We start from the raw sequence: 22,360 nt of genomic DNA, 5'->3' as shown, positions 1-22,360 counted from the left end.
GAACTGAAAATGATTTTTTGCGTAGAGGACGACAACAACATTCGTGATCTTCTGGTATACACCCTGGAGACCACAGGCTTTCATGCAAAAGGCCTGGCAGATCCTTTGGAGCTGTGGCAGGCTCTTGCACAAGAGGAGCCGGAACTGATCCTTCTGGATATTATGCTCCCGGGAGAGGATGGCTATTCGATTCTGGATAAGCTGAAAAAATCCTCCGGAACCAGAGATATTCCGGTAATTATGGTAACTGCCAAAGAGGCTGAATTTGATAAGGTGCGTGCCCTGGAAGCAGGCGCAGATGATTATATTACCAAGCCCTTTGGAATGATGGAATTTATTGCCAGGGTGAAGGCTGTGCTTCGGCGCAGCAGCCGTCACGGAGATGACAGAGAGCTGCGTTGCGAGGAACTGAGTATTTTCCCGGGACGTCATCAGGTTTACAGTGACGATCAGCCTGTAGAACTAACCAGAAAAGAATTTGAGCTTCTTCTCTACCTTATGGAAAACAGAGGAATTGTTATGACCCGTGACCAGATTCTGTGTCACATATGGGGATATGATTTTGACGGAGAAACAAGAACTGTGGATGTACATGTTCGAACCCTTCGCCAGAAGTTAGGAGATACCGGCAGACTGATTGAAACTGTTCGTGGTGTGGGCTATCGCATGGCGGATAAGGGAGGAAATCAGGGATGAAGCAGAAAATTCTGAATCATACCAGCATAATGATTATTCTTACAGTGCTTTTAACTTTTGTGGCTGCAAGCTTTGTGATGTATGGAAAATTTGATTCAGTTATGAAAACAGGAGTTAGAAATGAAGCCGAATATGTAAAGGTAGGGCTGGAGGAAGCAGGAACAATCTATCTGAATGAAAAAGTGGGACAAGCTACAGATACTCGTATTACGCTTACGGATAAAGACGGAAATGTTCTTTACGATAGTGAGGCTGATGCTTCTTTGCTTCCTAATCACAGCGATCGTCCTGAATTTATTCAGGCAATGGAGAGCGGGCAGGGTGAGATCGTCCGTTATTCAGAAACCCTTGCCCGGCAGACCTTTTATTATGCAGTGAAGCTGTCTGATGGCAGAATCCTGCGTCTGGCAAAAACAACAGACAGTGTTTTTCATACTTTGATGACAAGCTTTACTTTGCTTGGGCTTCTTATGATTCTAATCATCCTGGTAGAATATGTGCTTGCACAGCAGCAGACAAAGAGCCTGATCGAGCCTATTAATAATCTGAATCTGGAGAAACCTCTCGACAATGTGTGTTATGAGGAGCTTCGGCCTCTTCTTGTGAGGGTTGACCAGCAAAATAAGCAGATTGCAAGCCAGCTGGAAGAACTGAAAAAAACAGAAGCTGTGCGCAGGGAATTTTCCGCCAATGTTTCTCATGAACTGAAAACTCCGCTTATGTCTATTTCCGGTTATGCAGAGCTGATGATGAACGGAATGGTCAGACCGGAGAACATTGCTGATTTTTCAGGAAGAATCTATAAGGAGGCCAATCGTCTGGGAAATCTGGTGGCAGATATTATTCAGCTTTCCCGTCTGGATGAACAGCAGGACAGCACAGTTTCCATGGAGAGTGTGGAATTGGATGAGCTTGCCCAGGATGTGGTAAATAATCTTCGCAGTCACGCAGAGAAAAAAGAAATCCTTCTGGATTATCACGGAGAGCCGGCAACTATTCAGGGAGTACGCCATGTTCTTTACGAAATGCTTTACAATATTGCAGATAATGCAGTGCGCTATACCAATCCAGGTGGACACATCCATATTTATGTGGGAAAAAGAGGCGGAAAGCCATTTTACAGGGTAGAGGATGACGGAATAGGAATTCCAAAATCAGAACAAAAACGAATATTTGAACGGTTTTACCGGGTGGATAAAAGCCATTCACGGCAAACCGGAGGAACAGGACTTGGACTGTCCATTGTCAAGCATGGAGCTAATTTACACCATGCGAAGATTACAGTGGATAGTGATCTTGGAAAAGGTACAAAAATGGAGCTGCTATTTTAGGCAGCTCCATTTTGTATGAAATTGAGATTTACAGTTCGCTCATTGCGTCCTCATCTGCCACAATAATGGCATTTGGATGGAACTGAAGAATAGAAGCCGGACACTGTGGAGTAACCGGACCCTTGAGGGCTGCTGCAAGAGCCTTTGCCTTGTTTTTGCCGTTGGCAACCAGAAGGATGCTCTTAGCACGCATAATATTGCCAATTCCCATAGTATAGGCTTTACGCGGAACATCCTCTTCACTTGCAAAGAATCTCTTATTTGCCTGAATGGTTGCATCTGTAAGATCTACACAGTGTGTGCCTGCCTCGAAGTGATCAGCCGGCTCATTAAAACCGATATGACCGTTGGGTCCGATTCCAAGAAGCTGTAAATCAACTGTGCCAATATTCTCAAGCAGAGTATTGTATGCGCTGCAGCATGCATCTGCATCTGGATTGGTTCCATCAGGAACATATGTATTCTTAATATCAATATTCACTCTGCTGAACAGATTCTTGTTCATGAAATAGCGGTAGCTCTGGTCGTTGGAGCCGTCCAGCCCTACATACTCATCCAGGTTAACGGACTTAACATGTGAAAAATCAAGGATTCCATCCTCATACATTGCTGCCAGCTGGTCATAGGTTCCAACCGGTGAAGAACCGGTAGCAAGACCAAGGATGCAGTCTGGTTTGGATAAGATAGTGCCTGCAATAATTGTAGCCGCAGTACGGCTGAGCTCTTCATAATTTTTTACTTTAATAACCTTCATATCTGATCTCCTTCTCTATCTATATGGCATGCTTATCCGCTTTGATGGGGAAAAGCCGATAGCGCATATCATCAACAGGGTGCAAAAAAATAACGGCATATGGGATGCTGCCATCTGAAAACCCCTGCCCCTGTATTTCTGACACTATCAGTATAACGTATATTTGTAAGAAATGCTATAAATATTTCTGCTCTTTTTTGCCTTTTTGGTGAAAAGTGATTGCATGTTGGAAAATCATTTTCTATAATGAAAATAACAGCATAAAATCTGATTCCATATCAGAGATGATGCGCAATTTATGCACAGGAATTATAAAAATGAAGAAAAAACACACATTAAAAAAAGAACTGACCCTTCTTATGATACTGGCATCTGCGTGCACCCTGCTGTCTGCATGCGTAGCTGTTTTCTATGTTTTCTTTTCTTTCTTTTTCCAGAAGACCCAGGAAGATATTGAGTACGTGCTTCGCAACACCAGTCAGCAGTATCAGGCGCATATGCAGTTTATTGAGGACAGTGTGATCACCATACGCCACAATACAGTGCTGGATGATTTTTTTCAGGAGAAAGACTATGATCCAGATGAAATTGAATCTCAGCTTTCCTATAGCATGGAGCTGTTTTCACAGCGGAACATGGTGGACAGGCAGCTGCCCTTTGTGACAAGCATTTATCTGTTTAACAACAGTGATGACTGCATTTATGAACATTATTATGCTACTACCCTGGCTGCTGAGCGGGAGCAGAAAAGCCGGTATGAAAACATGCTGCAGAGTTTGAAAATAACAGAAAGCCAATATATCTGTCTGACTGATGTGGATGAGATAAATATTTTTTTCCGTATCTATGATGACAGCATGCAGGAAAAAGGAGTGGGAATCGTCCAGATTTCCCAGGCGGCTGCAGCGGCTGTATTAAATGCAGTGAATTCCTACAGCAATGGTTCCTGGGCAGTACTTGACAAAACAGATATGCTTCTTGCATCAGGTGGTGATAAGGAAAATATTCTGGCACTTCAGAAAACAGAGATTTCCTGGAGTGGAATCAGGGCACTGGGTAATGCGAGGGTAATTGGTTATGCAGATCAGTGTGGCTTCGGGGTGCGAACAGTTATCGCAGTTGGATATGGAAACATTTTTTCCATTTTGAAACCCACTCTTTTGATCTTTTTGGTAGGACTGATCGTGGTAATTGCCATCACCTTTCTGGTATCCTATGTTACCAGCTATCGTTTTACCAAACCGGTAACAAGAATGATTCAGAGCATTCAGGCATTTGGCAAGCCTAAGCTGGATGTGCGCATGGAGGATTCCTCCATTCAGGAATTTCATGATATGGGGATTGTGTTCAACCAGATGGCAGACAGAATTGAGTATCTGATTACACAGGTATATGAGAAAGAGATTCTGGCGGTCCGCGCCCAGGTAAAGTATCTGCAGTCTCAGATTAATCCTCATTTTCAGTTCAACATTCTGGCCATGCTCAGCCTGAAGGCAAAAATGGCGGGAAACGAGGAGGTTTACGACGGCCTGAATGCATTTTCCAAGCTGATGCAGGGTAAGATCTTCAGGGAAAAAGAGATTAAGATCAAGGTAAAGGAAGAACTGGAAATTGTGCAGTTTTATTTGTATCTGCAGAAAAGCAGATACCAGGACAAGCTTTCCTATGAAGTGATGTTGGAAAATCCGGACATAGAGAACAATCTGATTCCACGCCTTCTTATCGAGCCTCTGGTGGAAAATGCGGTGTCCCATGGTTTGGAACCAAAACGGGAAAAAGGAATGCTGAAGGTTCATCTTTACGAAAGGGAGCTGCTTCATATTTGCGTGGAAGATAACGGAGTGGGTATTGATTTTACCAAAATGGAGGAAAAACAGGAGAAATCAGGAGAGAAGAATAAGATAGAACACACTCATACCGGATGGGAAAACACCAGAAGAATGCTTCAGATCCTGTATGGAGATGACCATGAATTTAAGGTGTGGAGTGAGAAGGGAAAGGGAACCAGAATTGAGATACTGGTTCCTATTGAAAAAGGAGAGAGCTATGTGGAAAGTATTGGCAGCAGATGATGAAAGCTATATCAGGGAAGCCCTGCAGAAGCTGATCAACTGGGAGAAAATGGACTGCAGTCTGGAAAAGGTGGTCAGCGATGGTCAGGAACTTCTGGACGGGATTACCGGAAGCATGCCGGATATTGTGATCACTGATATCCAGATGCCAGGCGTAGACGGGCTTCAGGTATGTAAATATATATATGAAACAAGTCCGGAAACCCAGGTGATCATTCTTACTGCATATTCGGATTTTGAATATGCAAAGGAAGCCATCAAGTACAGTGCCTGCGGTTATGTACTGAAAATTTCCATTATTGATGAGCTTCCGGAAGCTGTGGAAAAAGCAATCGGGAACCTATCCAGGCTGAAAAAAGAATTTGAAACAACCGAAGCCAGAAGAACCGAGGAACCGGAATCCCTGCTTTCCCAGGTGGAACAGTATGTGGAAGGAAATTACCGTAATAAGATTACGCTGGATGACATTGCAGATACCCTGCATGTGAACCGAAGCTATTTAAGCCGTTTTTACAAAAACAAAACAGGAGTAAATCTGTTTGATGCTATTTTGAATAAACGTATTGAGGCTGCGAAGGATTATTTGCGGAATACCGATATGAAGACCTATGAAATTTCAGAGGCTGTGGGAGTGGAGGATGCAGGATATTTTTCCAAGATGTTCAAAAAGATCACAGGAGTATCTCCAAAAGAATTCAGGAAAAGAGAAAAAAATGAAGAGACGAAGTAGAAACAGCCTGTCTGGCCTTATATTGCTGCTGGCACTGTCTCTTTGCGGATGCGGAGAAAGGGAAAAAGAGCCTGTGACTATTACAGTGATCCATGCCTGGGGCGGAACCGGGGCAGACCATGTTGCAATGCGTGATATTTACGATGGCTTCCAGAAGGAAAATCCGGATATTGAAGTCCAAATGATATCCATGCCTGCACGGGAGGAGATGCTGCGCAAAGTGGAAGATATGATCATGGTGGGAAACATGCCGGATGTGATCACCTTCAGCGGAATGGGACAGAACACGACCTACGATTTTATTGTGAAAAACAATATGGCACTGGATATTATGCCTTACCTGAAAGAAGATAAGGAGTTTGCGGCGAATATTTCCAGAACTAATTTGAATTACTGGACGACAGATAACGGACAGCTGTTCACCGTAGCAGATGTTTTATCCTTGAGTGGTGGGTATTGGTACAATAAGGATATTTTAGATGCGGCAGGGGTGAAAAGCCTTCCGAAATCCTGGGATGCATTTCGTGGCATGTGCTACAAAATACTAAAATGGGCCAACGAGCAGGAGAATGAGGTAAAGCCGCTTCAGACCTCGCCGGAGGGATATCTTTATTTTATGGATCAGATGCTGCTGGAAAAGCTGGAAGATGAGGAAAACCAGATTTCATGGAAGAACCAGGTTCGGGAGGTGCTTAAGCAGCTTCAGGGAATCTATGCTTATTCTGCTTCAGAAAATGCAGAATACAGCTATTTGGATGAGACTAGACTGTTTAACGAAGGAAAGCTGGCAGTGTATGTAAATGGTGTCTGGGGCGCTTCCATGATTTCTGAAAATATCAATGCCAGATATGCCCTGCTTCCCACCTTTTCCCAGGATGCGGTTTCCTGCGAATCAGCATGCCTTGGCTATGTGTTGGGAAATAGCCAAAATGAGCAGAAGGAGAATGCCGCTGTCGATTTTCTGAAATATATGCTCAGCGAAAAGGTACAAAAAAGAATCCTGGAGGAAACAGAGCAGATTCCGGCAAATGAACACGTGGTGCTGGATGCCTACAAGGAGGCAATGCCCCGTCTGTACCAGGCTGCTTCTTTGGTGCTTGGAGCTGACAGGAAAATTGAAGTTCCGGATAACCTGTGGCCGGCAGATCAGAAGACCTATTTTACAGGCAATATTTTCCGCGTATTGACAGGTGCAATGACGCCGGAGGATTTTCAGAAACGTCTTGGAAAAATGCGAACTACAGAAAATAACAGTCAGAAATAAATACTGTCAAACAAAAAAATAAGATGGAGATCAGCAGAAGTGGGAAAGAAAAAGCTGAACTTCATCTTATTTTTGTGCAAAAAGTGTAAAATATTGAGTAATAGTAAATATATTCCTGGTTTTTATTGTGAAAATGTCAATAATTACCTGTAAAATGCAAATTGGATTCATTCAAAAATACCAAAAACAACGATACAATAAGGATAGTAAAAGCAAAGACATATAAAGCTATGAAGGAGGAATTTTCAATGAAGAAAAAAATGGTAAGTGTTTTACTGGCAGCAGCAATGGGGACTACTGGATTGGTTGGATTTGGAAGCACAGCTTATGCTGCTGATGATGTTCTGGAATTTTACCATGGCTATTATCAGGATGAGAGTGAGTGGGCAGCAGCGCAGGTAATGCGTGATATTTATGACGGGTTTGCAGAAGCCCATGCAGACGGACCGGTTACTTTCAAACCAATCGCAGTGGAGAACAGAGATGATATTGTAAGCGCACAGGTTGCTGGCGGTTCCTTCCCGGATCTGGTAGATGTTGGAGGTGGCGGAGTTCCCCAGGCAGCACTTTCCCAGGAGCTTGTATATGACCTGAAGCCATACATTGATGAGAACGGTCTTCAGGATGCTGTTGGACTGAACTACACACAGCATGATATTGACGGACATATCTATGCAGTGCACGATCAGATTGAAAGCCGCGGACTGTGGTACAACTCTGACATTTTTGAAAAAGCCGGAATCACAGAGGATGCTTTTGCCAACTGGGATTCCTTTGCAGCAGCTATGGAGAAAATCCGTGCTCTGGATGAGGATGTTTACGGATACATTGCAGGACAGGGTTCCAGCTATATTGTAAATACGGTTATGGCATCTACTGACGAAGGAAAAGCAATGCTGGAATCTGAACTTACAGAAGATACCATCAATTCTGATGAGTTCGCAAATGCATTTAAGACTGCAGCAAAGCTGGATCAGGACAACGGATCTGAGCACACAACGGATGACAACGGAAACCTTATGGCTGAGTTTAATACAAATGGCAAAGCTGGTGTTCTGTTCAATGGCGTATGGAATGCAAGCGGAATCGACGCATCCCTTAGTGATGTGATCGAGCCGGCTCTTTTCCCGGGAAACATCGCAATCGCTTCCGCAGGCGGCGGACTTGCTGTTGCAAACAACATGAGCGAGGAAAAAACAGAGCTTGCACTTGAGTTTATTAAATACATGACAAGCGAAGAGGTTCAGGAGAAAATCTTTACAGGCGTACAGGCGAATCCATGTAATACAACAATCGATTTAAATGCATTGGCCGAAAACAGTGATGATGCAGCAACCAAGAAGCTTGCACTGGCTTGCTCTGAGGTAAACGGAGCTGAAAATGTAGTAATCGATATGAACTACACATGGGGCTCTGACGTTGACAAGGCAATTATCAATGCACTGATGGAGTGTGCAGTATCTGGAACTGATATTGATGCAAGATTCGCAGCGCTTCAGACAGAACTGATTGCACTGATCGCCTGAATAACAGAAATTTAGAAATATGCTGTGATGAACATAAACTATGAAGGAAAGGGAGGGGAGCAATCCCTTCCCTTTTTGAAAGGTAACTGCAAACGGTTACTCTGGAGGTATTAATTTGGAAAATTTGAAAGCTGTGAACAAAAGAAAGAATAAGCTGGGAATGCGTAGAAAAGGCTTTATCATTGCTTTTCTTGCACCTACTCTTATTGCATTTTGCGTATTTTATCTGTATCCCATTATCACCGTGTTTGTCACTTCTTTTTGCAAATGGGATTACACTAACATTACCAGTCCGGAATTTTTCGGCTGGAGCAATCTCTGGGATAATTATGATTATATTTTTAACAAGTATCCGTTTTTCTGGGAAGCCCTTCGTAATTCCACAACATGGGCAATTTTGGGTGCGGTGGTTCAGATTCCTATAGCAACTCTGATTGCTCTGGCACTGTCCAGAAAAGTAAAAGGCATCAAATTTGTACGAAATGTTTATATTATTCCAAATATGATTTCAACTGCCGCAATGGGCATTGTATTTTTACAGCTGTATAATCCGTCCTATGGAATCATCAATCCAATTATTCGTCTTTTTCATAAGGACTTTACTGATAATATTCTGCTTCTGAAGGGATCTGCTTTTGTGGCAATGACCTGTGCCTACATTTTTTTTACTGGGACCACCACCCTGATGATTCTGGGAAATATTATGGCAGTACCGGAAGAGGTAAGGGAAGCAGCCATGTTGGATGGAGCCAGTGGTCTGAAGCAGGACTGGCATATCACCATTCCTATGATAAAAGGAACCTTAAAAACCGTATCTGTACTTGCTGCCACTTCCGGCTTCCTCCTTTACAACGAGGTTTATTTCCTGACAAAAGGTGCTGCCGGAACCTACAGTATCAGCTACATTATCCGTGAACTGGCAATCACCAGTCCAAGAACCCAGTTTGGTCGTGCAAATGCAGTTGCCATGATTCAGATTTTGGCTGGAATGGTGATCATTCTGGTAATTAATTTTGTATACAGTGTTTCTTTCAAAAAAGAGAAAAAGTAAGAAAAGAGGAAGAATATGAAAAAAACGAAATCTGGAAGGGGCATAAACAGTATGCCGGCAGGAACCAGAATTGTCACTTATATTTGTCTTGTGTGGGCACTTGTCGTGTCACTGGTTCCACTTGGATGGCTGGTACTCTCCAGTTTGAAAAAGGACCCTATGGCGCGGCCAGGATTTCAGCTTCCGGAGACCATCTGCCTGGATGGATATATTTCTACCTTTAGGGATCTGCATGTGCTGAGGTACTTCGGAAACAGTTTATTCGTAGCAGGTGTATCTGTTATGATCAGTGTTGTGATGATCTCCATGTCTGCCTATGTAGTTGCAAGAATGGAATTCAAGGGAAAAGCTTTGGTAAATATTTTATTATATTCTACCATGTTTATTCCTGCTACAGCTCTTACCTATCCGGTTTACAACCTGGTAAACCGCCTGCATCTGTATGATACAAGATCCGCCCTGATTTTAATCTACTCCTGCAGCGGAATTGCAGTCAGCTTTTTTGTAATCAAGAACTATTATGACAACATTCCAAGAGAGCTTGAGGAGGCTGCCAGAATCGACGGATGCGGCTATGTACAGACCTGGGTAAAAGTAATTTTCCCAATTGCACGTCCTGGTATTATGACAGCTGCAGTGCTTGCGTTTTTGAACAACTGGAACGAATATTACTGGGCTTCTCTTGTACTGATCACCAGGGAAAAGCTGACCGTGCCTGCACTTTTGTCCACCTTTACAACTGCCTTTAATACTAATTACAACGGACTTTTTTCTGCTATGGTAATTATCATTTTGCCTCCTGTGCTTCTGTACTGTATTTTCAGCAGATTCTTTATTGAGGCACTGTCCGGCGGAGCAGTAAAGGGATGATTTTCCAAACACGCTTGAAGACTTAGAAAACAATAGGAGAAAATAATATGAACGAAGAAATAAGACAGCGTACAAAATGGTTTATGGATGCCAGATTCGGCATGTTTATTCACTGGGGACTTTACTCCATTCCTGCTTGCGGCGAGTGGATGATGTCAGAAAAAGAAATGACAACAGAAGAATATCACAAGTATTTTGAACAGTTTGATCCTGTAGATTATGACCCGAAAAAGTGGGTTCGCCTGGCGAAAAAAGCGGGAATGAAATATGCAGTTCTTACTGCAAAGCATCACGATGGCTTCTGCCTGTTTGATTCCAAGCTGACCGATTACAAAGCAACAAATACAAAAGCCGGACGCGATCTGGTAAGAGAATTTGTAGATGCCTGCCATGAGGAAGGGCTGAAGACCGGACTATATTTTTCCATTATTGACTGGCATCATCCGGACTTTCCCAAATATGGGGACAGGCAGCATCCAATGCGGAACAATCTGGCATACAAGGATGAAAAAATTGATTTTGACCGGTATTTGGAATACATGCATGGACAGGTAAAAGAGCTTGTGACCAATTACGGCAAACTGGATCTTCTGTGGTTTGACTTTTCTTATGATGATATGACTGGGGAAAAATGGAAGGCAACTGAGCTGATTAAAATGGTGCGCACCTACCAGCCGGACGTAATTATAGACAACCGCCTGGAAGGGGCAGGAGACAATCACGGCAGCATCACCACAGATGAACCTCTGATCTACAGCGGCGATTTCGCAAGCCCGGAGCAGATCATTCCGCCAAAGGGTGTGTGTGATGAACATGGAAATCCCATTCCATGGGAACTGTGTGCCACTATGAACAACCACTGGGGATATTGCAATTTCGACTATCAGTACAAAACACCTCAGATGCTTGTGCGAAAACTGGTGGAGTGCGTCAGCAAGGGCGGCAACATGATCCTGAACGTGGGTCCGGATGGTCGGGGAAACATTCCGACTAAGAGTGAGGAAATTCTCACGGAGATGGGAAAATGGATGGACAAAAATAAAGAGAGCATTTACGGCTGCGGTATTTCACAGCTGGAAAAACCGGATTGGGGAAGGTATACCCAGAATGGCGATGTAATTTATGCCCATGTTTATGAAACTCCTCTTGGTGCATTGCCTTTATATGGAATCGGGCCGGATAAGCTGGAATCCGTTACCTATCTTGCAGATGGAAGTGAGGTAAACAGAGGAGAGGCTTGGAATACCGTATTGTATCCGGATGTGGCATTTTTATCCTTTGGGGAGAATCCGGTATTTACATATCCACTGCCCGATGAGAAAGACACAGTTTTAAAAATCCGTTTGAGACAGGGGTGAGCAGAATATGAAAAAAGTTACAGCAATTTTGATCGGAGCGGGTCTTAGGGGCGGCTATGTGTATTCCCAGTACGCTTTGGATCATCCGGACGAATTTCAGGTTGTGGCAGTTGCAGAGCCGGATAAAGAACGCAGGGAGATTTTTGCTGCGAAGCATCACATTCCGGAAGAATTATGCTTCAAAAGCTATGAGGAGCTTCTGGCAAAAGAAAAAATGGCGGACTGCGCAATGGTCTGCACCCAGGATAAAATGCATTATGAGCCAGTTGTAATGGCAATGGAAAAAGGCTATCACGTACTTTGTGAAAAGCCCATGTCACCGGACAAAAAAGAAATCATAAAGATGGGGGAGATGGCGAAAAAATACAACCGGATTTTGTCTGTGTGCCACGTACTTCGGTATTCACCCTTCTTTTCCAAATTAAAGGAACTTCTGGAAGAGGGCAGAATCGGAAGGCTGATGACCATTCAGCACATGGAGGAAGTGGGCTACTGGCACCACGCTCACAGCTTTGTCCGCGGAAACTGGCGAAATGCAGAGGAGTCCAGCCCTATGATCCTGCAGAAATGCTGCCATGATATGGATATTATGCTGTGGCTGGCGGACAGCAAATGCGAAAGCATCAGCTCCTTCGGGGAATTATCTTATTTCAAAGAGGAAAACAGTCCCGAAGGTGCGCCTGCCTATTGTCTGGATGGCTGCAGCCACAGGGATGAATGTGCCTTTTATGCACCAAGGTTTTATCTGGAGCATCCCAAAGCAGTGGATGACGGGCTTGTGTATGCCGTAACAGATCCGGCAGACCCGGAGCATGTTCTGGAAGCGCTGAAAAAAGGGCCTTACGGCAGATGTGTGTTCCACTGTGATAACACCGTTGTGGATCATCAGAGTGTGGATATCCATTTTGAAAATCAGGTGACCGCTACCTTCCTTATGACCGCATTTACCAACCAGTGTGCAAGACGGATCCGCCTTATGGGAACAAAGGGGGAAATCAAGGGAGATATGGACACGGGCGTGATCGAGATCATTGATTTCGTAAGCCAGAACCATGAAACCATACAGCTGCACACTCCGGCCAAGGGACACAACGGAAGCGACATGAGCATGATGCGTGATTTCGTAAGAATGATCGGAGAAGGCAAAAAAGGAAAGACAGATGCCTCCGTTTCTGTGGAAAGCCATCTGATGGCCCTGGCAGCAGAGGAAGCAAGAGTAAAAGGACAGGTTATCGATTTCGGGGAGTTTTGTAAGTGGAATTAATTGAATTTTTGAATAGAATTCATATGGTACAGCCAGCTGTGGAAATGTTGAAACAGCTGGCTGCTTCCAAAAGAATAAAAGAAGAACAGTATTTGCAGGATAAAATGCTTTATAAAAGAAACAGGCAGCAGTTTTATGAGAAGGTAAAGCAGCATAAGGACTATCGGCTGCGGTTTTTGTATGATTTCTGCCGCATGGGAGTAGAAGCCTATGAGGATTATCAGTCACAGGGAATCGGGGATGAAATATTTGACGCTACCTTTTATGATCTTACCCTATGGTGTGAAAACTGCTTCCGGGAATATGGGGAGTATGGCATCAACGAATACGACTGGTTTTTCCGTCATTTTGACCTGCAGATTTTCCGGCTGGGAAGGCTGGAATTTGAAAAAATGGAATCTCCATGGGAGATCCACGCTGCGGGCTGGGAAATAAGAAAAGGCCACCCGGTGATCAGTGTCCACATTCCGCAGGGGGAAAAGCTGACACCCCAGGCAGCAGCCCATTCCCTGGAAAAAGGAAAAAGCTTCTGGGGAGATGAGCTGCCTTATCTGTGTCATTCCTGGCTTTTATATCCGGGGCTGAAAGAAGTACTTTCACAGACAAGCAATATCCTGCAGTTTCAGAATTATTTTCAGATTGTGGACATTGATTTTGCAGAGAAAGAAGCAGAGTGGCGAATTTTCGGAAAGGTGGAAGAAAATCCGGAAAAATATCCAGAAAACACCACCCTGCAAAAAAGGGCAAAACAGTATCTTCTGTCCGGGAAAAAACTTGGAAACGGGCTGGGAGTTCTGCAGGAACTTTGAGGTTAAAATTGACAAGAATGGGATAGTCTGTTACGATAATCAGAGTAACAAAATTGAAATTTTATTGCGCGAAAGCAGGGAGGTAGCAGTAATATGAAAAAGCCAGCATTAGTAGTAATGGCAGCAGGTATGGGAAGCAGATACGGCGGTCTCAAACAGATCGACCCGGTAGATAAAGAGGGAGATATTATTATCGATTTTTCTATCTATGATGCGCTCCAGGCAGGATTTGAAAAAATTGTATTTATCATAAAGAAAGAAAACGAGGCAGATTTCCGTGCAGCCATCGGCGACCGCATGAGCAAGCATGCAGAGGTAGTCTTTGTATTCCAGGATCTGCACAATCTTCCGGAAGGCTATCAGGTTCCGGAAGGACGTGTGAAACCATGGGGCACAGGTCATGCGATCATGAGCTGTATCGATGTGATCGACGGACCATTTGCAGTTATCAATGCAGACGATTATTATGGACGTCATGCATTTCAGATGGCTTATGATTTCCTTACCAAGAACCAGGATCAGGATGGTGTTTACCAGTATATGATGGTTGGCTACAAGCTGGAGAACACCCTTACCGACAACGGCCATGTGGCACGAGGCGTATGTGTGACAGACGAGGACGGATACCTGAAGGATATCAATGAGCGTACCCACATTGAGAAAAAGGACGGCGGCGCAGCCTACACAGAGGATGACGGTGCTACCTGGACCGCACTTCCTATGGATGCTACCGTATCCATGAACATGTGGGGATTTTCCGCAAGCATTCTGAAGGAGCTGAAGGACAGATTCCCGTTATTCCTTGAGAAGAACATAGAGAAGAACCCGCTGAAGTGCGAGTATTTCCTTCCATTTGTAGTAGATGAGCTTCTTGGTGAGAAGAAAGCCACTGTTAAGGTGCTGAAATCCATGGACAAATGGTATGGCGTTACCTATAAAGAGGACAAGCCGGTTGTAATGGCTGCTGTCCAGAAGATGAAGGATGAAGGCGTTTATCCTCAGAAGCTGTGGGAGGACTGATCCGTGGAAAGAGCAAAAGAGGCAAGCCGTCAGGAACTGCTGGAAGTAATTTCAGGCTTTGATTTTGGCGGAGAACTGGAAGAGGTTGGTATTTTTGGAAACGGTCATATTAACGAGACTTACTGTGCGGTATTTTCCACAGATACCGGAAAGAAAAAATTTATTCTGCAGAAAATGAATCACCAGATTTTCAAGGATCCCGTTGGCCTTATGGAAAATATCAGCGGAGTCACCTCCTGGCTGAAGAAGAAAATCCAGGAGAACGGCGGGGATGTGGAGCGTGAGACTTTGAATATTGTCAATGACCGCGAGGGTTCCCCTTATCTGGTAGATAAAGAAGGAGAATACTGGAGAGCCTACCTGTTTATTGAAGGAGCGACCTGCTTTGACCAGGTGGAAAATGATGAGGATTTCTACCAGAGTGCCCTTGCATTTGGTAATTTCCAGAGACTTCTTTCTGATTATCCGGCAGAAACTCTTCATGAGACCATTCCGGATTTTCACAATACAGTGAAGCGTTTCGGCGATTTCAAAAAGGCTGTGGCAGAGGATGCGTGCGGCCGCGCAGCTGATGTCCAGAAGGAGATTCAGTTTGTCCTGGAAAGAGAGCAGCTGGCACATACCCTTGTGGACCTTCAGAAAGCAGGAAAGCTGCCGCTTCGCGTAACTCACAATGACACCAAGCTGAACAATATTATGATCGATGATGTCACCCACAAGGGAATCTGCGTCATTGACCTTGATACGGTAATGCCGGGACTTTCCCTGAATGATTTCGGAGATTCCATCCGCTTCGGAGCCAGCACGGCAGCAGAGGACGAACAGGACATTTCCAAAGTATCCTGTGACCTTCACCTGTTTGAAGTGTATGTAAAGGGATTCCTGGAAGGCTGCGGCGGTGCACTTACAGATCTGGAAGTGGAAATGCTTCCTATGGGCGCCATTCTTATGACCTTTGAATGTGGAATGCGCTTCCTTGCAGATCACCTTGAGGGAGACCATTATTTCCGTATCCACAGGGAAAATCACAATCTGGATCGTGCCAGAACCCAGTTTAAGCTTGTTTGGGATATGGAACAGAAATTATCTGAGATGAAAGCTATTGTACAAAAATATAAATAGTGGTATCCTAAAACTTGCAGAGAATAAGTTGTCTTTGCGGATACCATAAGGAAACCAAAAGTTGGTTGCATAAGGAGGAAATTATCATGGCAATTTTAGTAACAGGCGGTGCAGGATATATTGGAAGCCACACAGTTGTAGAACTTCAGAACTCCGGTTACGATGTAGTAGTTCTGGACAATCTGTCCAATTCCAGCGAGAAGGCACTTGACAGAGTTTCCAAAATTACAGGCAAGCCAGTGAAATTCTATAAAGCTGATATCCTGGACAGAGAAGCACTCGACCAGATTTTTGACAAAGAAGACATTGACTCCTGTATTCATTTCGCCGGACTGAAGGCAGTTGGAGAGTCTGTAGTGAAACCATGGGAATATTATGAGAATAATATTGCAGGAACCCTGACTCTTGTAGATGTAATGAGAAAACACGGCGTTAAGAATATTATTTTCTCTTCCTCTGCAACTGTATATGGTGATCCGGCTCAGATCCCGATCACAGAAGAGTGCCCGAAGGGACAGTGCACCAACCCATACGGCTGGACCAAATCCATGCTGGAGCAGGTGCTGACTGACATTCAGAAGGCTGATCCTGAGTGGAATGTAATGCTTCTTCGTTACTTCAATCCAATTGGAGCACACAAGAGCGGAACCATCGGAGAGAACCCAAATGGTATCCCGAACAACCTTATGCCATACATCACACAGGTTGCTGTTGGCAAGCTGAAAGAGCTTGGCGTATTCGGAAACGACTACGACACTCCGGACGGAACTGGTGTGAGAGATTATATCCATGTTGTAGACCTTGCAAAGGGTCATGTAAAAGCATTGAAGAAAATCGAGGAGAATCCGGGACTTGCAATTTACAACCTTGGTACAGGAAAGGGCTACAGCGTTCTTGACATTGTGAAGAACTTTGAAGCAGCAACAGGCGTGAAGATTCCATATGTGATCAAACCACGTCGTGCCGGTGATATTGCAACCTGCTACTGCGATGCTTCCAAGGCAGCCAGAGAGCTTGGCTGGACTGCAGAGAACGGCATCCGTGAAATGTGCGAGGATTCCTGGAGATGGCAGAGCAATAACCCGAATGGTTATGATGACTAATATGGTTCGCAATTTGATTTTTGATGTTGGAAATGTTCTGATCGGGTATCGTTGGTTTGAGATGCTCACAGAAGATTTTGGGCTGTCTTCGGAGGAGGCAAACAGAATCGGAAACGAAATGTTTGAGAATGATCTGTGGGGACTTGGTCTGGATGGTGGCCGGATTACTCTGGATGAGGCAATTCTGGAATATGGTAAATTGTATCCGCAGGATATCCGGGTAATGGAATGGTTTCTCAGAAATGGAGAAAGGATGGCTGTGAAGCGTCCTGAAATCTGGGAAAAGGTTATCGGACTAAAGAAAAAAGGCTATAACATCTACATATTGTCCAATTATTCAAAAGAATTATTCGAGATGCATACGAAGGATGCTTCTTTTTTGAAGGTTCTTGACGGTGGAATCGTTTCCTACCAGGTGAAGGAGATCAAACCTGGCAGAAGAATCTACGAGCTGCTTCTGGAGAAATATGATCTGAAAGCAGAGGAGTGCCTGTTCTTCGATGACCGCGCAGACAATGTGGAAGCGGCAAGGAATATGGGAATTGAGGCAATCCAGGTCACATCAAGAGAGATGCTGAACGAAATCCTCGACAAAATGCTATCCGAGTAAATAAAAAGGCTGTCCCTCCGGGGGCAGCTTTTTCTAACAAAAAAATGCCCAGGCTTTTTCTAACCAGCCGTGAGCAAAAAAAAGGTATAGAAAAATGCCCAGGCTTTTTCTAACCAGCCGTGAGCAAAAAAAGGTATAGAAAAATGCCCAGGCTTTTTCTAACCAGCCGTGAGCAAAAAAAAGGTATAGAAAAATGCCCAGAGCCGGAATCGAACCAGCGACACGAGGATTTTCAGTCCTCTGCTCTACCAACTGAGCTATCTGGGCATTTGCAAGTTCTTTGAACTTACAGACGTTATCATACCACAGAAATGTTTCGCATGCAACAGAATTTTTGCAAAAATCTGTAAAATCTGTCAATTTCAAGAATGCAAAGCGTCCAAAAGAGATAGCCATTGTAAAATCCATGCCTTGCTTTTCATATATAGTAATGTTAGAATGGCAGTAACCTGTAGAAGCAGTATTGCTGACTCACAGTGAGCAGCAACAGAGAAATCCCTACAGGCAATCTGATAAAAAGCAGGTGAGAATGTGGAAAAAATAGTGATCATCGGCGCCGGACCGGCTGGAATTTCAGCAGCCTTGTATGCTGCGCGGGCCAACATGGATCCCCTTGTGATCAACAATGGAATCGGCGCTTTGGAAAAAGCGGAGAAAATAGAGAATTACTACGGCATGGATCATCCTGTGTCCGGCAAAGAGCTTTTTGAGATTGGATTAGCCCAGGCGAAGGCTCTTGGCGTGCGGATTCTGGATGCCCAGGTTCTTGGCATTGGCGGATTTGATACCTTCCAGGTAAAGACTACTGCCGGAGATTTCGAGACTATCAGCGTGATCCTTGCCACAGGAAGCAAACGAAAAGCTCCTTCCATTCCTGGAATTAAGGAGTTCGAGGGAAGAGGAGTCAGCTACTGTGCGGTGTGCGACGCATTCTTTTACAGAGGCAAAGACGTTGCCGTGGTTGGAAACAGTGACTTTGCGCTTCATGAGGCAGAAGAACTGGCCCCAATGGCAGGTTCTGTTACCATCTATACCGATGGCAAAGAACCGGAATTTTCCAGAGAGCCGTCTTTTGCAGTGAATACCATGAAGATTCAGTGCGTGGAAGGTGATGACAAGGTATCCGGGCTGCGTGTGATTTCTGGAAAGAAAGAAGAGGCAGAAGTCAGCACACAGGAGTGCAAAGATTCCACGAAGCAGGAAACCTTCGCCCCCGCTGACGGCATTTTCGTGGCTATGGGAACTGCAGGAAGCGCGGAGATGGCAAGGCAGATGGGCGCATCCCTTACCGAGAAAGGAAACATAAAAGTAAACGATAAGATGGAGAGCTCCATCCCCGGTCTTTTCGCGGCAGGCGACTGTACCGGAGGACTTCTCCAGGTGGCGAAAGCCGTCTATGACGGCGCCCAGGCAGGCATCAGCGCCAATCAGTATGTGCGCAGCAAATCAACAGTTACAAAATAATATCAGATAGAAAGGATGAATCAATTATGGCAAAAGTAATCACAACACAGAATTTTGAAGAAGAAGTACTGAAATCTGAGAAACCGTTCCTTCTGGACTTCTGGGCAACCTGGTGCGGACCATGCATGCGTCAGGGCCCAATCGTGGAAGAACTGGGAGAAGAAGGCTATGCAGTAGGCAAGGTTGACGTAGACCAGAACATGGAGCTTGCACAGCAGTTCCGTGTTATGAGCATTCCCACTCTGATCGTATTCAAGAACGGCGAGGAAGCACACCGTCTGGTTGGCCTTACAGAAAAAGAAGACCTGAAAAAGCTGCTTGACGAGTAATCTAAAATGAAGATATTACTTGCAGCATGCAACGCAAAATATATACACTCCAATCTGGCTGTCTTTAATCTGAAAGCCTATGCAAAGGAATATGACAGCCAGGTTGTGCTTCGGGAATACACCATTAACCAGCTAAAAGATGACATCTTGAAAGACATCTACCGCTGTCATCCGGATGTGGTATGTGTCTCCTGCTACATCTGGAACATTACCTTTGTGCGGGAACTGATGCAGGATCTTCGCAAGATCCTGCCGGATGTTCCGTTCTGGGCAGGCGGCCCGGAGGTTTCCTACGATGCAGAAACCTTTCTTGGGAAAAATCCTGCCTTTAATGGCGTTATGGTAGGAGAAGGGGAGGAAACCTTCCTGGAGCTTGTGAAGCATTATGTGGACGGAAGTGTCACCCTGGAAGAAACCAGAGGACTTGTATATCGAAAAGCGGACGGAGCTCTTCAGAACAACGGATGGCGTCAGCTTATGGATCTGAGCAAGGTTCCCTTTGCATATGAGAACCTGGAGGATTTTGAGAACCGCATCATCTATTATGAAAGCAGTAGGGGCTGTCCTTTTTCCTGCAGCTACTGTCTGTCTTCCATCGACAAGAAATTAAGATTCCGAGATATTAACCTGGTCAAAAAGGAACTGCAGTTTTTCCTGGATCACAAGGTGCCTCAGGTAAAATTTGTGGACAGAACCTTTAACTGCAAGCATGACCATGCGATGGCCATCTGGCAGTACATAAAGGATCACGACAATGGAATCACCAACTTCCATTTTGAGATTTCCGCAGACCTGATCAGGGAGAATGAACTGGAGCTGATGAGCACTATGCGCCCGGGACTGATCCAGCTGGAGATTGGAGTACAGTCCACAAATCCGGACACTATCCGTGCCATTCACCGTACCATGGATTTCCCAAGGCTGGCAGAAATCGTAAACCGCATTCATAGTTTTCAGAATATTCACCAGCACCTGGATCTGATCGCAGGTCTTCCCTACGAGGACTATGAAAGCTTTCACAGATCCTTCAACGACGTGTACGCACTGAAGCCCCAGCAGCTTCAGCTTGGATTTTTGAAGGTGCTGAAAGGCTCTCATATGAAAGAGATGGTGGAAGAGTACCAGATCGTGTACAAAGAACAGGAGCCTTATGAGGTACTGGGAACCAAATGGCTGCCTTACGAGGACATCCTGCGCCTGAAAATGGTGGAAAGTATGGTAGAAGTGTACTATAACAGCGGACAGTTTCAGAATACTATTGCCTGTATAGAGCCGCTTTTTGAGGATGCGTTTACCCTGTACGAGAAACTGGGACAGTACTATGAGAAAAAAGGCTATTCTGAAATTTCCCATTCCAGAATGAGACGCTATGAGATTTTGCTGGAGTTTGTCAGGGAAGAGACTGGCGGTTCTAAGGACGCCATTACCTGGGAAAAGGTGGCAGATTCCATGATTTACGATCTGTATCTTCGGGAAAAACTCAAAAGCCATCCGTCCTTTGAAAAGGACCAGAAGCCTTACGAGAAAGCCATCTGGGAATACAGGCGCAGGGAGGAGATTCCGAAGACTGCCCAGATTGAGGTATTCCGTGACGGCAGAGTATTATTATTTGATTATGAAAACCGGGATCCGCTGCTGAACAATGCCGCAGTGCGTGAGATCCAGCTATAAAGAGAGGTTAGAAATATGGGAATGTTTGATCCGAAAAAAAGAAAGCTTGTGACAGCCATCATTGCAGTGATTCTTGTTCTGGCAATGGTAGTGCCTACGGTCATTTCTCTTCTTCTGTAAGGATGTGGGAAGATGAGACTTGGAAAAGCAGCTATGGAGGCGCTGCAGGCAGAAATCTGCGGGCAGCTTTCGCCGGGAAATGAGCTGGTTGTGGCAGGAGCCGTAGCCCTTAAGGGAACTGCCCTGATTGCAAAAGAAAAGCATGAGATTCTCAGGGAACATTTTTCCCAGGGATTTCTGTATGATTCTGAGAACATGCAGGAGAGTTACGGTGTAGGAGAAAATCCAGAGGAAAGCGCAGCCTGGGAAACAGCTAAGAAAGCTGGGGCCACTGCTTTATATGCTATGGGAGAGGGCGGATTTCTAAGTGCCCTCTGGAAAATGGCGGAAGCTTCCCAGGTGGGATTGGAAATGGATTTTACCAAAGTGCCCATCCGGCAGGAAACCATTGAGATTTGTGAGATTTTTGATGTAAATCCATATAAACTGCAGTCAGAGGGAACTATTTTGATTGGCGTTCCGGCAGGAGAGGCGCTGGTTTTGGAGCTTCGCCGCATGGGCCTTATGGCTGCCGTAATTGGCCAGACCAACAGTGGGAATGACAGAATGCTGTATTATAACGGAAACGGCAGATATCTGGAAAGACCTGCGAAAGATGAGATTTATAAAGTACTGCAGAAACAGGAGATAATAATAGAATAAAATGGGAACCTTAAACATTGTACTTCATGAGCCGGAGATTCCGGCAAATACAGGAAATATCGGACGTACCTGTGTGGCAACAGGAACACGTCTTCATCTGATCGAGCCCCTGGGCTTTTCTCTAAGTGAGAAAGCACTGAAGCGTGCCGGAATGGATTACTGGAAGGATCTGGACGTAACCAGATATGTGGATTACGAGGACTTTCTGGCAAAGAATCCAGGAGCGAAGATTTACTATGCCACTACCAAAGCTCCTCAGACCTACGCGGATGTACAGTATGAGGACGATTGCTTCATCATGTTTGGCAAAGAGAGCGCCGGAATTCCGGAAGAGATTTTAAGAGACAATCAGGAAACCTGTGTCAGAATCCCCATGTTCGGCGAGACCAGGTCCCTGAATTTAAGCAACTCCGTAGCCATCATTCTCTACGAAGCCTTCCGCCAGCATGATTTCGCCCATCTGAAGCTGGAAGGACATTTACGGAAATACGACTGGAAGTAAAAAATAAGCAGTTGTATGGCAGAGAAAATTGGAAATAATAAACAGGGGATGG

21 protein-coding genes and 1 tRNA gene are annotated in these 22,360 nt (G+C 44.8%); 20 read left to right on the top strand and 2 right to left on the bottom strand.

Annotated features, from left to right (window positions below; all coding sequences use genetic code 11):
* Window positions 1–9 precede the first annotated feature (9 nt).
* Both OCV70_RS04165 and OCV70_RS04160 read left to right on the top strand, forming a co-directional pair.
* Window positions 10–696, top strand: a complete 687-nt coding sequence (locus OCV70_RS04165; RefSeq protein WP_021925216.1) for a response regulator transcription factor — start codon at window positions 10–12, stop codon at window positions 694–696.
* Window positions 693–2,027, top strand: a complete 1,335-nt coding sequence (locus OCV70_RS04160) for a sensor histidine kinase (RefSeq protein WP_021925215.1) — start codon at window positions 693–695, stop codon at window positions 2,025–2,027. The genes OCV70_RS04165 and OCV70_RS04160 overlap by 4 nt, the downstream gene beginning before the upstream one ends.
* Window positions 2,028–2,055: 28 nt before the next feature.
* Here the strand turns inward: OCV70_RS04160 and nagB are convergent, their stop codons facing one another.
* The gene (gene nagB / locus OCV70_RS04155) at window positions 2,056–2,781 is read right to left on the bottom strand and encodes a glucosamine-6-phosphate deaminase (RefSeq protein WP_021925214.1); all 726 of its coding nucleotides are present in this window, start codon (window positions 2,779–2,781) and stop codon (window positions 2,056–2,058) included.
* 317 nt (window positions 2,782–3,098) lie between these two features.
* Here nagB and OCV70_RS04150 point away from each other — a divergent pair, with 317 nt between their 5' ends.
* From OCV70_RS04150 to OCV70_RS04090, 13 genes are all read left to right on the top strand, one after another.
* Window positions 3,099–4,853 (top strand): sensor histidine kinase, encoded by a 1,755-nt coding sequence (locus OCV70_RS04150; protein ID WP_021925213.1) that lies wholly within the window; start codon window positions 3,099–3,101, stop codon window positions 4,851–4,853.
* Window positions 4,828–5,583 carry a response regulator transcription factor gene (locus OCV70_RS04145; protein WP_021925212.1) on the top strand — a complete coding sequence of 252 codons (756 nt, stop codon included), beginning with the start codon at window positions 4,828–4,830 and terminating at the stop codon, window positions 5,581–5,583. Before OCV70_RS04150 ends, OCV70_RS04145 begins: the two co-directional genes overlap by 26 nt.
* Complete coding sequence (locus OCV70_RS04140; protein ID WP_021925211.1) at window positions 5,567–6,847, top strand: ABC transporter substrate-binding protein; 1,281 nt, start codon at window positions 5,567–5,569, stop codon at window positions 6,845–6,847. Before OCV70_RS04145 ends, OCV70_RS04140 begins: the two co-directional genes overlap by 17 nt.
* Before the next feature lie 248 nt (window positions 6,848–7,095).
* On the top strand, window positions 7,096–8,373 hold the full coding sequence (locus OCV70_RS04135) for an ABC transporter substrate-binding protein (protein WP_021925210.1): 1,278 nt from the start codon (window positions 7,096–7,098) through the stop codon (window positions 8,371–8,373).
* A 160-nt stretch (window positions 8,374–8,533) separates the two neighbouring features.
* Window positions 8,534–9,424, top strand: a complete 891-nt coding sequence (locus OCV70_RS04130; protein WP_173765353.1) for a carbohydrate ABC transporter permease — start codon at window positions 8,534–8,536, stop codon at window positions 9,422–9,424.
* Window positions 9,425–9,439: 15 nt separating this feature from the next.
* Window positions 9,440–10,294 carry a carbohydrate ABC transporter permease gene (locus OCV70_RS04125; protein ID WP_021925208.1) on the top strand — a complete coding sequence of 285 codons (855 nt, stop codon included), beginning with the start codon at window positions 9,440–9,442 and terminating at the stop codon, window positions 10,292–10,294.
* Window positions 10,295–10,341: 47 nt separating this feature from the next.
* Entirely contained in the window at window positions 10,342–11,652 is a 1,311-nt protein-coding gene (locus tag OCV70_RS04120) for an alpha-L-fucosidase (RefSeq protein ID WP_021925207.1), read from the top strand.
* 7 nt (window positions 11,653–11,659) lie between these two features.
* Window positions 11,660–12,916, top strand: a complete 1,257-nt coding sequence (locus tag OCV70_RS04115; RefSeq protein ID WP_021925206.1) for a Gfo/Idh/MocA family protein — start codon at window positions 11,660–11,662, stop codon at window positions 12,914–12,916.
* Window positions 12,907–13,725: an acyltransferase domain-containing protein gene (locus tag OCV70_RS04110; RefSeq protein ID WP_021925205.1), complete on the top strand. Its 819-nt coding sequence runs from the start codon at window positions 12,907–12,909 to the stop codon at window positions 13,723–13,725. The genes OCV70_RS04115 and OCV70_RS04110 overlap by 10 nt, the downstream gene beginning before the upstream one ends.
* Window positions 13,726–13,818: 93 nt before the next feature.
* Window positions 13,819–14,745: a nucleotidyltransferase family protein gene (locus OCV70_RS04105; RefSeq protein ID WP_021925204.1), complete on the top strand. Its 927-nt coding sequence runs from the start codon at window positions 13,819–13,821 to the stop codon at window positions 14,743–14,745.
* A 3-nt stretch (window positions 14,746–14,748) separates the two neighbouring features.
* On the top strand, window positions 14,749–15,867 hold the full coding sequence (locus tag OCV70_RS04100; RefSeq protein WP_021925203.1) for a phosphotransferase enzyme family protein: 1,119 nt from the start codon (window positions 14,749–14,751) through the stop codon (window positions 15,865–15,867).
* A gap of 86 nt (window positions 15,868–15,953) precedes the next feature.
* Complete coding sequence (galE, locus tag OCV70_RS04095; RefSeq protein WP_021925202.1) at window positions 15,954–16,970, top strand: UDP-glucose 4-epimerase GalE; 1,017 nt, start codon at window positions 15,954–15,956, stop codon at window positions 16,968–16,970.
* Window positions 16,954–17,580, top strand: coding sequence for an HAD family hydrolase (locus tag OCV70_RS04090; protein WP_243176772.1), 627 nt, complete (start codon window positions 16,954–16,956; stop codon window positions 17,578–17,580). Before galE ends, OCV70_RS04090 begins: the two co-directional genes overlap by 17 nt.
* Window positions 17,581–17,774: 194 nt before the next feature.
* Here OCV70_RS04090 and OCV70_RS04085 read toward each other — a convergent pair.
* Window positions 17,775–17,847, bottom strand: a tRNA-Phe gene (locus tag OCV70_RS04085).
* A gap of 264 nt (window positions 17,848–18,111) precedes the next feature.
* Between OCV70_RS04085 and OCV70_RS04080 the strand changes: the two genes are divergently transcribed.
* The 5 genes from OCV70_RS04080 (at window position 18,112) to OCV70_RS04060 (ending at window position 22,308) form a co-directional block, all read left to right on the top strand.
* Window positions 18,112–19,044: an NAD(P)/FAD-dependent oxidoreductase gene (locus OCV70_RS04080; RefSeq protein ID WP_021925200.1), complete on the top strand. Its 933-nt coding sequence runs from the start codon at window positions 18,112–18,114 to the stop codon at window positions 19,042–19,044.
* Window positions 19,044–19,373, top strand: coding sequence for a thioredoxin (gene trxA / locus OCV70_RS04075; protein ID WP_330608623.1), 330 nt, complete (start codon window positions 19,044–19,046; stop codon window positions 19,371–19,373). The genes OCV70_RS04080 and trxA overlap by 1 nt, the downstream gene beginning before the upstream one ends.
* A gap of 6 nt (window positions 19,374–19,379) precedes the next feature.
* Window positions 19,380–21,044: a B12-binding domain-containing radical SAM protein gene (locus tag OCV70_RS04070; protein ID WP_173765315.1), complete on the top strand. Its 1,665-nt coding sequence runs from the start codon at window positions 19,380–19,382 to the stop codon at window positions 21,042–21,044.
* Window positions 21,045–21,176: 132 nt separating this feature from the next.
* On the top strand, window positions 21,177–21,806 hold the full coding sequence (locus OCV70_RS04065; protein ID WP_021925196.1) for an AIR synthase-related protein: 630 nt from the start codon (window positions 21,177–21,179) through the stop codon (window positions 21,804–21,806).
* A 1-nt stretch (window position 21,807) separates the two neighbouring features.
* Window positions 21,808–22,308, top strand: a complete 501-nt coding sequence (locus tag OCV70_RS04060; protein WP_021925195.1) for a tRNA (cytidine(34)-2'-O)-methyltransferase — start codon at window positions 21,808–21,810, stop codon at window positions 22,306–22,308.
* Window positions 22,309–22,360 lie beyond the last annotated feature (52 nt).

Origin of the sequence: Blautia acetigignens (assembly GCF_025566865.1) — a bacterium.
Classification (GTDB): domain Bacteria; phylum Bacillota; class Clostridia; order Lachnospirales; family Lachnospiraceae; genus Blautia_A; species Blautia_A acetigignens.
The sequence above is the reverse complement of the archived record's forward strand: the minus strand, read 5'-3'. Positions and strand labels throughout refer to the sequence as shown.

Bases quoted from the DNA above. Each gene is read 5' to 3' on its own strand.
- OCV70_RS04165 (WP_021925216.1), top strand. From the start codon at position 10: ATGATTTTTTGCGTAGAGGACGACAACAACATTCGTGATCTTCTGGTA.
- OCV70_RS04160 (WP_021925215.1), top strand. From the start codon at position 693: ATGAAGCAGAAAATTCTGAATCATACCAGCATAATGATTATTCTTACA.
- nagB (WP_021925214.1), bottom strand. From the start codon at position 2,781: ATGAAGGTTATTAAAGTAAAAAATTATGAAGAGCTCAGCCGTACTGCG.
- OCV70_RS04150 (WP_021925213.1), top strand. From the start codon at position 3,099: ATGAAGAAAAAACACACATTAAAAAAAGAACTGACCCTTCTTATGATA.
- OCV70_RS04145 (WP_021925212.1), top strand. From the start codon at position 4,828: ATGTGGAAAGTATTGGCAGCAGATGATGAAAGCTATATCAGGGAAGCC.
- OCV70_RS04140 (WP_021925211.1), top strand. From the start codon at position 5,567: ATGAAGAGACGAAGTAGAAACAGCCTGTCTGGCCTTATATTGCTGCTG.
- OCV70_RS04135 (WP_021925210.1), top strand. From the start codon at position 7,096: ATGAAGAAAAAAATGGTAAGTGTTTTACTGGCAGCAGCAATGGGGACT.
- OCV70_RS04130 (WP_173765353.1), top strand. From the start codon at position 8,534: ATGCGTAGAAAAGGCTTTATCATTGCTTTTCTTGCACCTACTCTTATT.
- OCV70_RS04125 (WP_021925208.1), top strand. From the start codon at position 9,440: ATGAAAAAAACGAAATCTGGAAGGGGCATAAACAGTATGCCGGCAGGA.
- OCV70_RS04120 (WP_021925207.1), top strand. From the start codon at position 10,342: ATGAACGAAGAAATAAGACAGCGTACAAAATGGTTTATGGATGCCAGA.
- OCV70_RS04115 (WP_021925206.1), top strand. From the start codon at position 11,660: ATGAAAAAAGTTACAGCAATTTTGATCGGAGCGGGTCTTAGGGGCGGC.
- OCV70_RS04105 (WP_021925204.1), top strand. From the start codon at position 13,819: ATGAAAAAGCCAGCATTAGTAGTAATGGCAGCAGGTATGGGAAGCAGA.
- galE (WP_021925202.1), top strand. From the start codon at position 15,954: ATGGCAATTTTAGTAACAGGCGGTGCAGGATATATTGGAAGCCACACA.
- OCV70_RS04090 (WP_243176772.1), top strand. From the start codon at position 16,954: ATGGTTATGATGACTAATATGGTTCGCAATTTGATTTTTGATGTTGGA.
- OCV70_RS04070 (WP_173765315.1), top strand. From the start codon at position 19,380: ATGAAGATATTACTTGCAGCATGCAACGCAAAATATATACACTCCAAT.
- OCV70_RS04065 (WP_021925196.1), top strand. From the start codon at position 21,177: ATGAGACTTGGAAAAGCAGCTATGGAGGCGCTGCAGGCAGAAATCTGC.
- OCV70_RS04060 (WP_021925195.1), top strand. From the start codon at position 21,808: ATGGGAACCTTAAACATTGTACTTCATGAGCCGGAGATTCCGGCAAAT.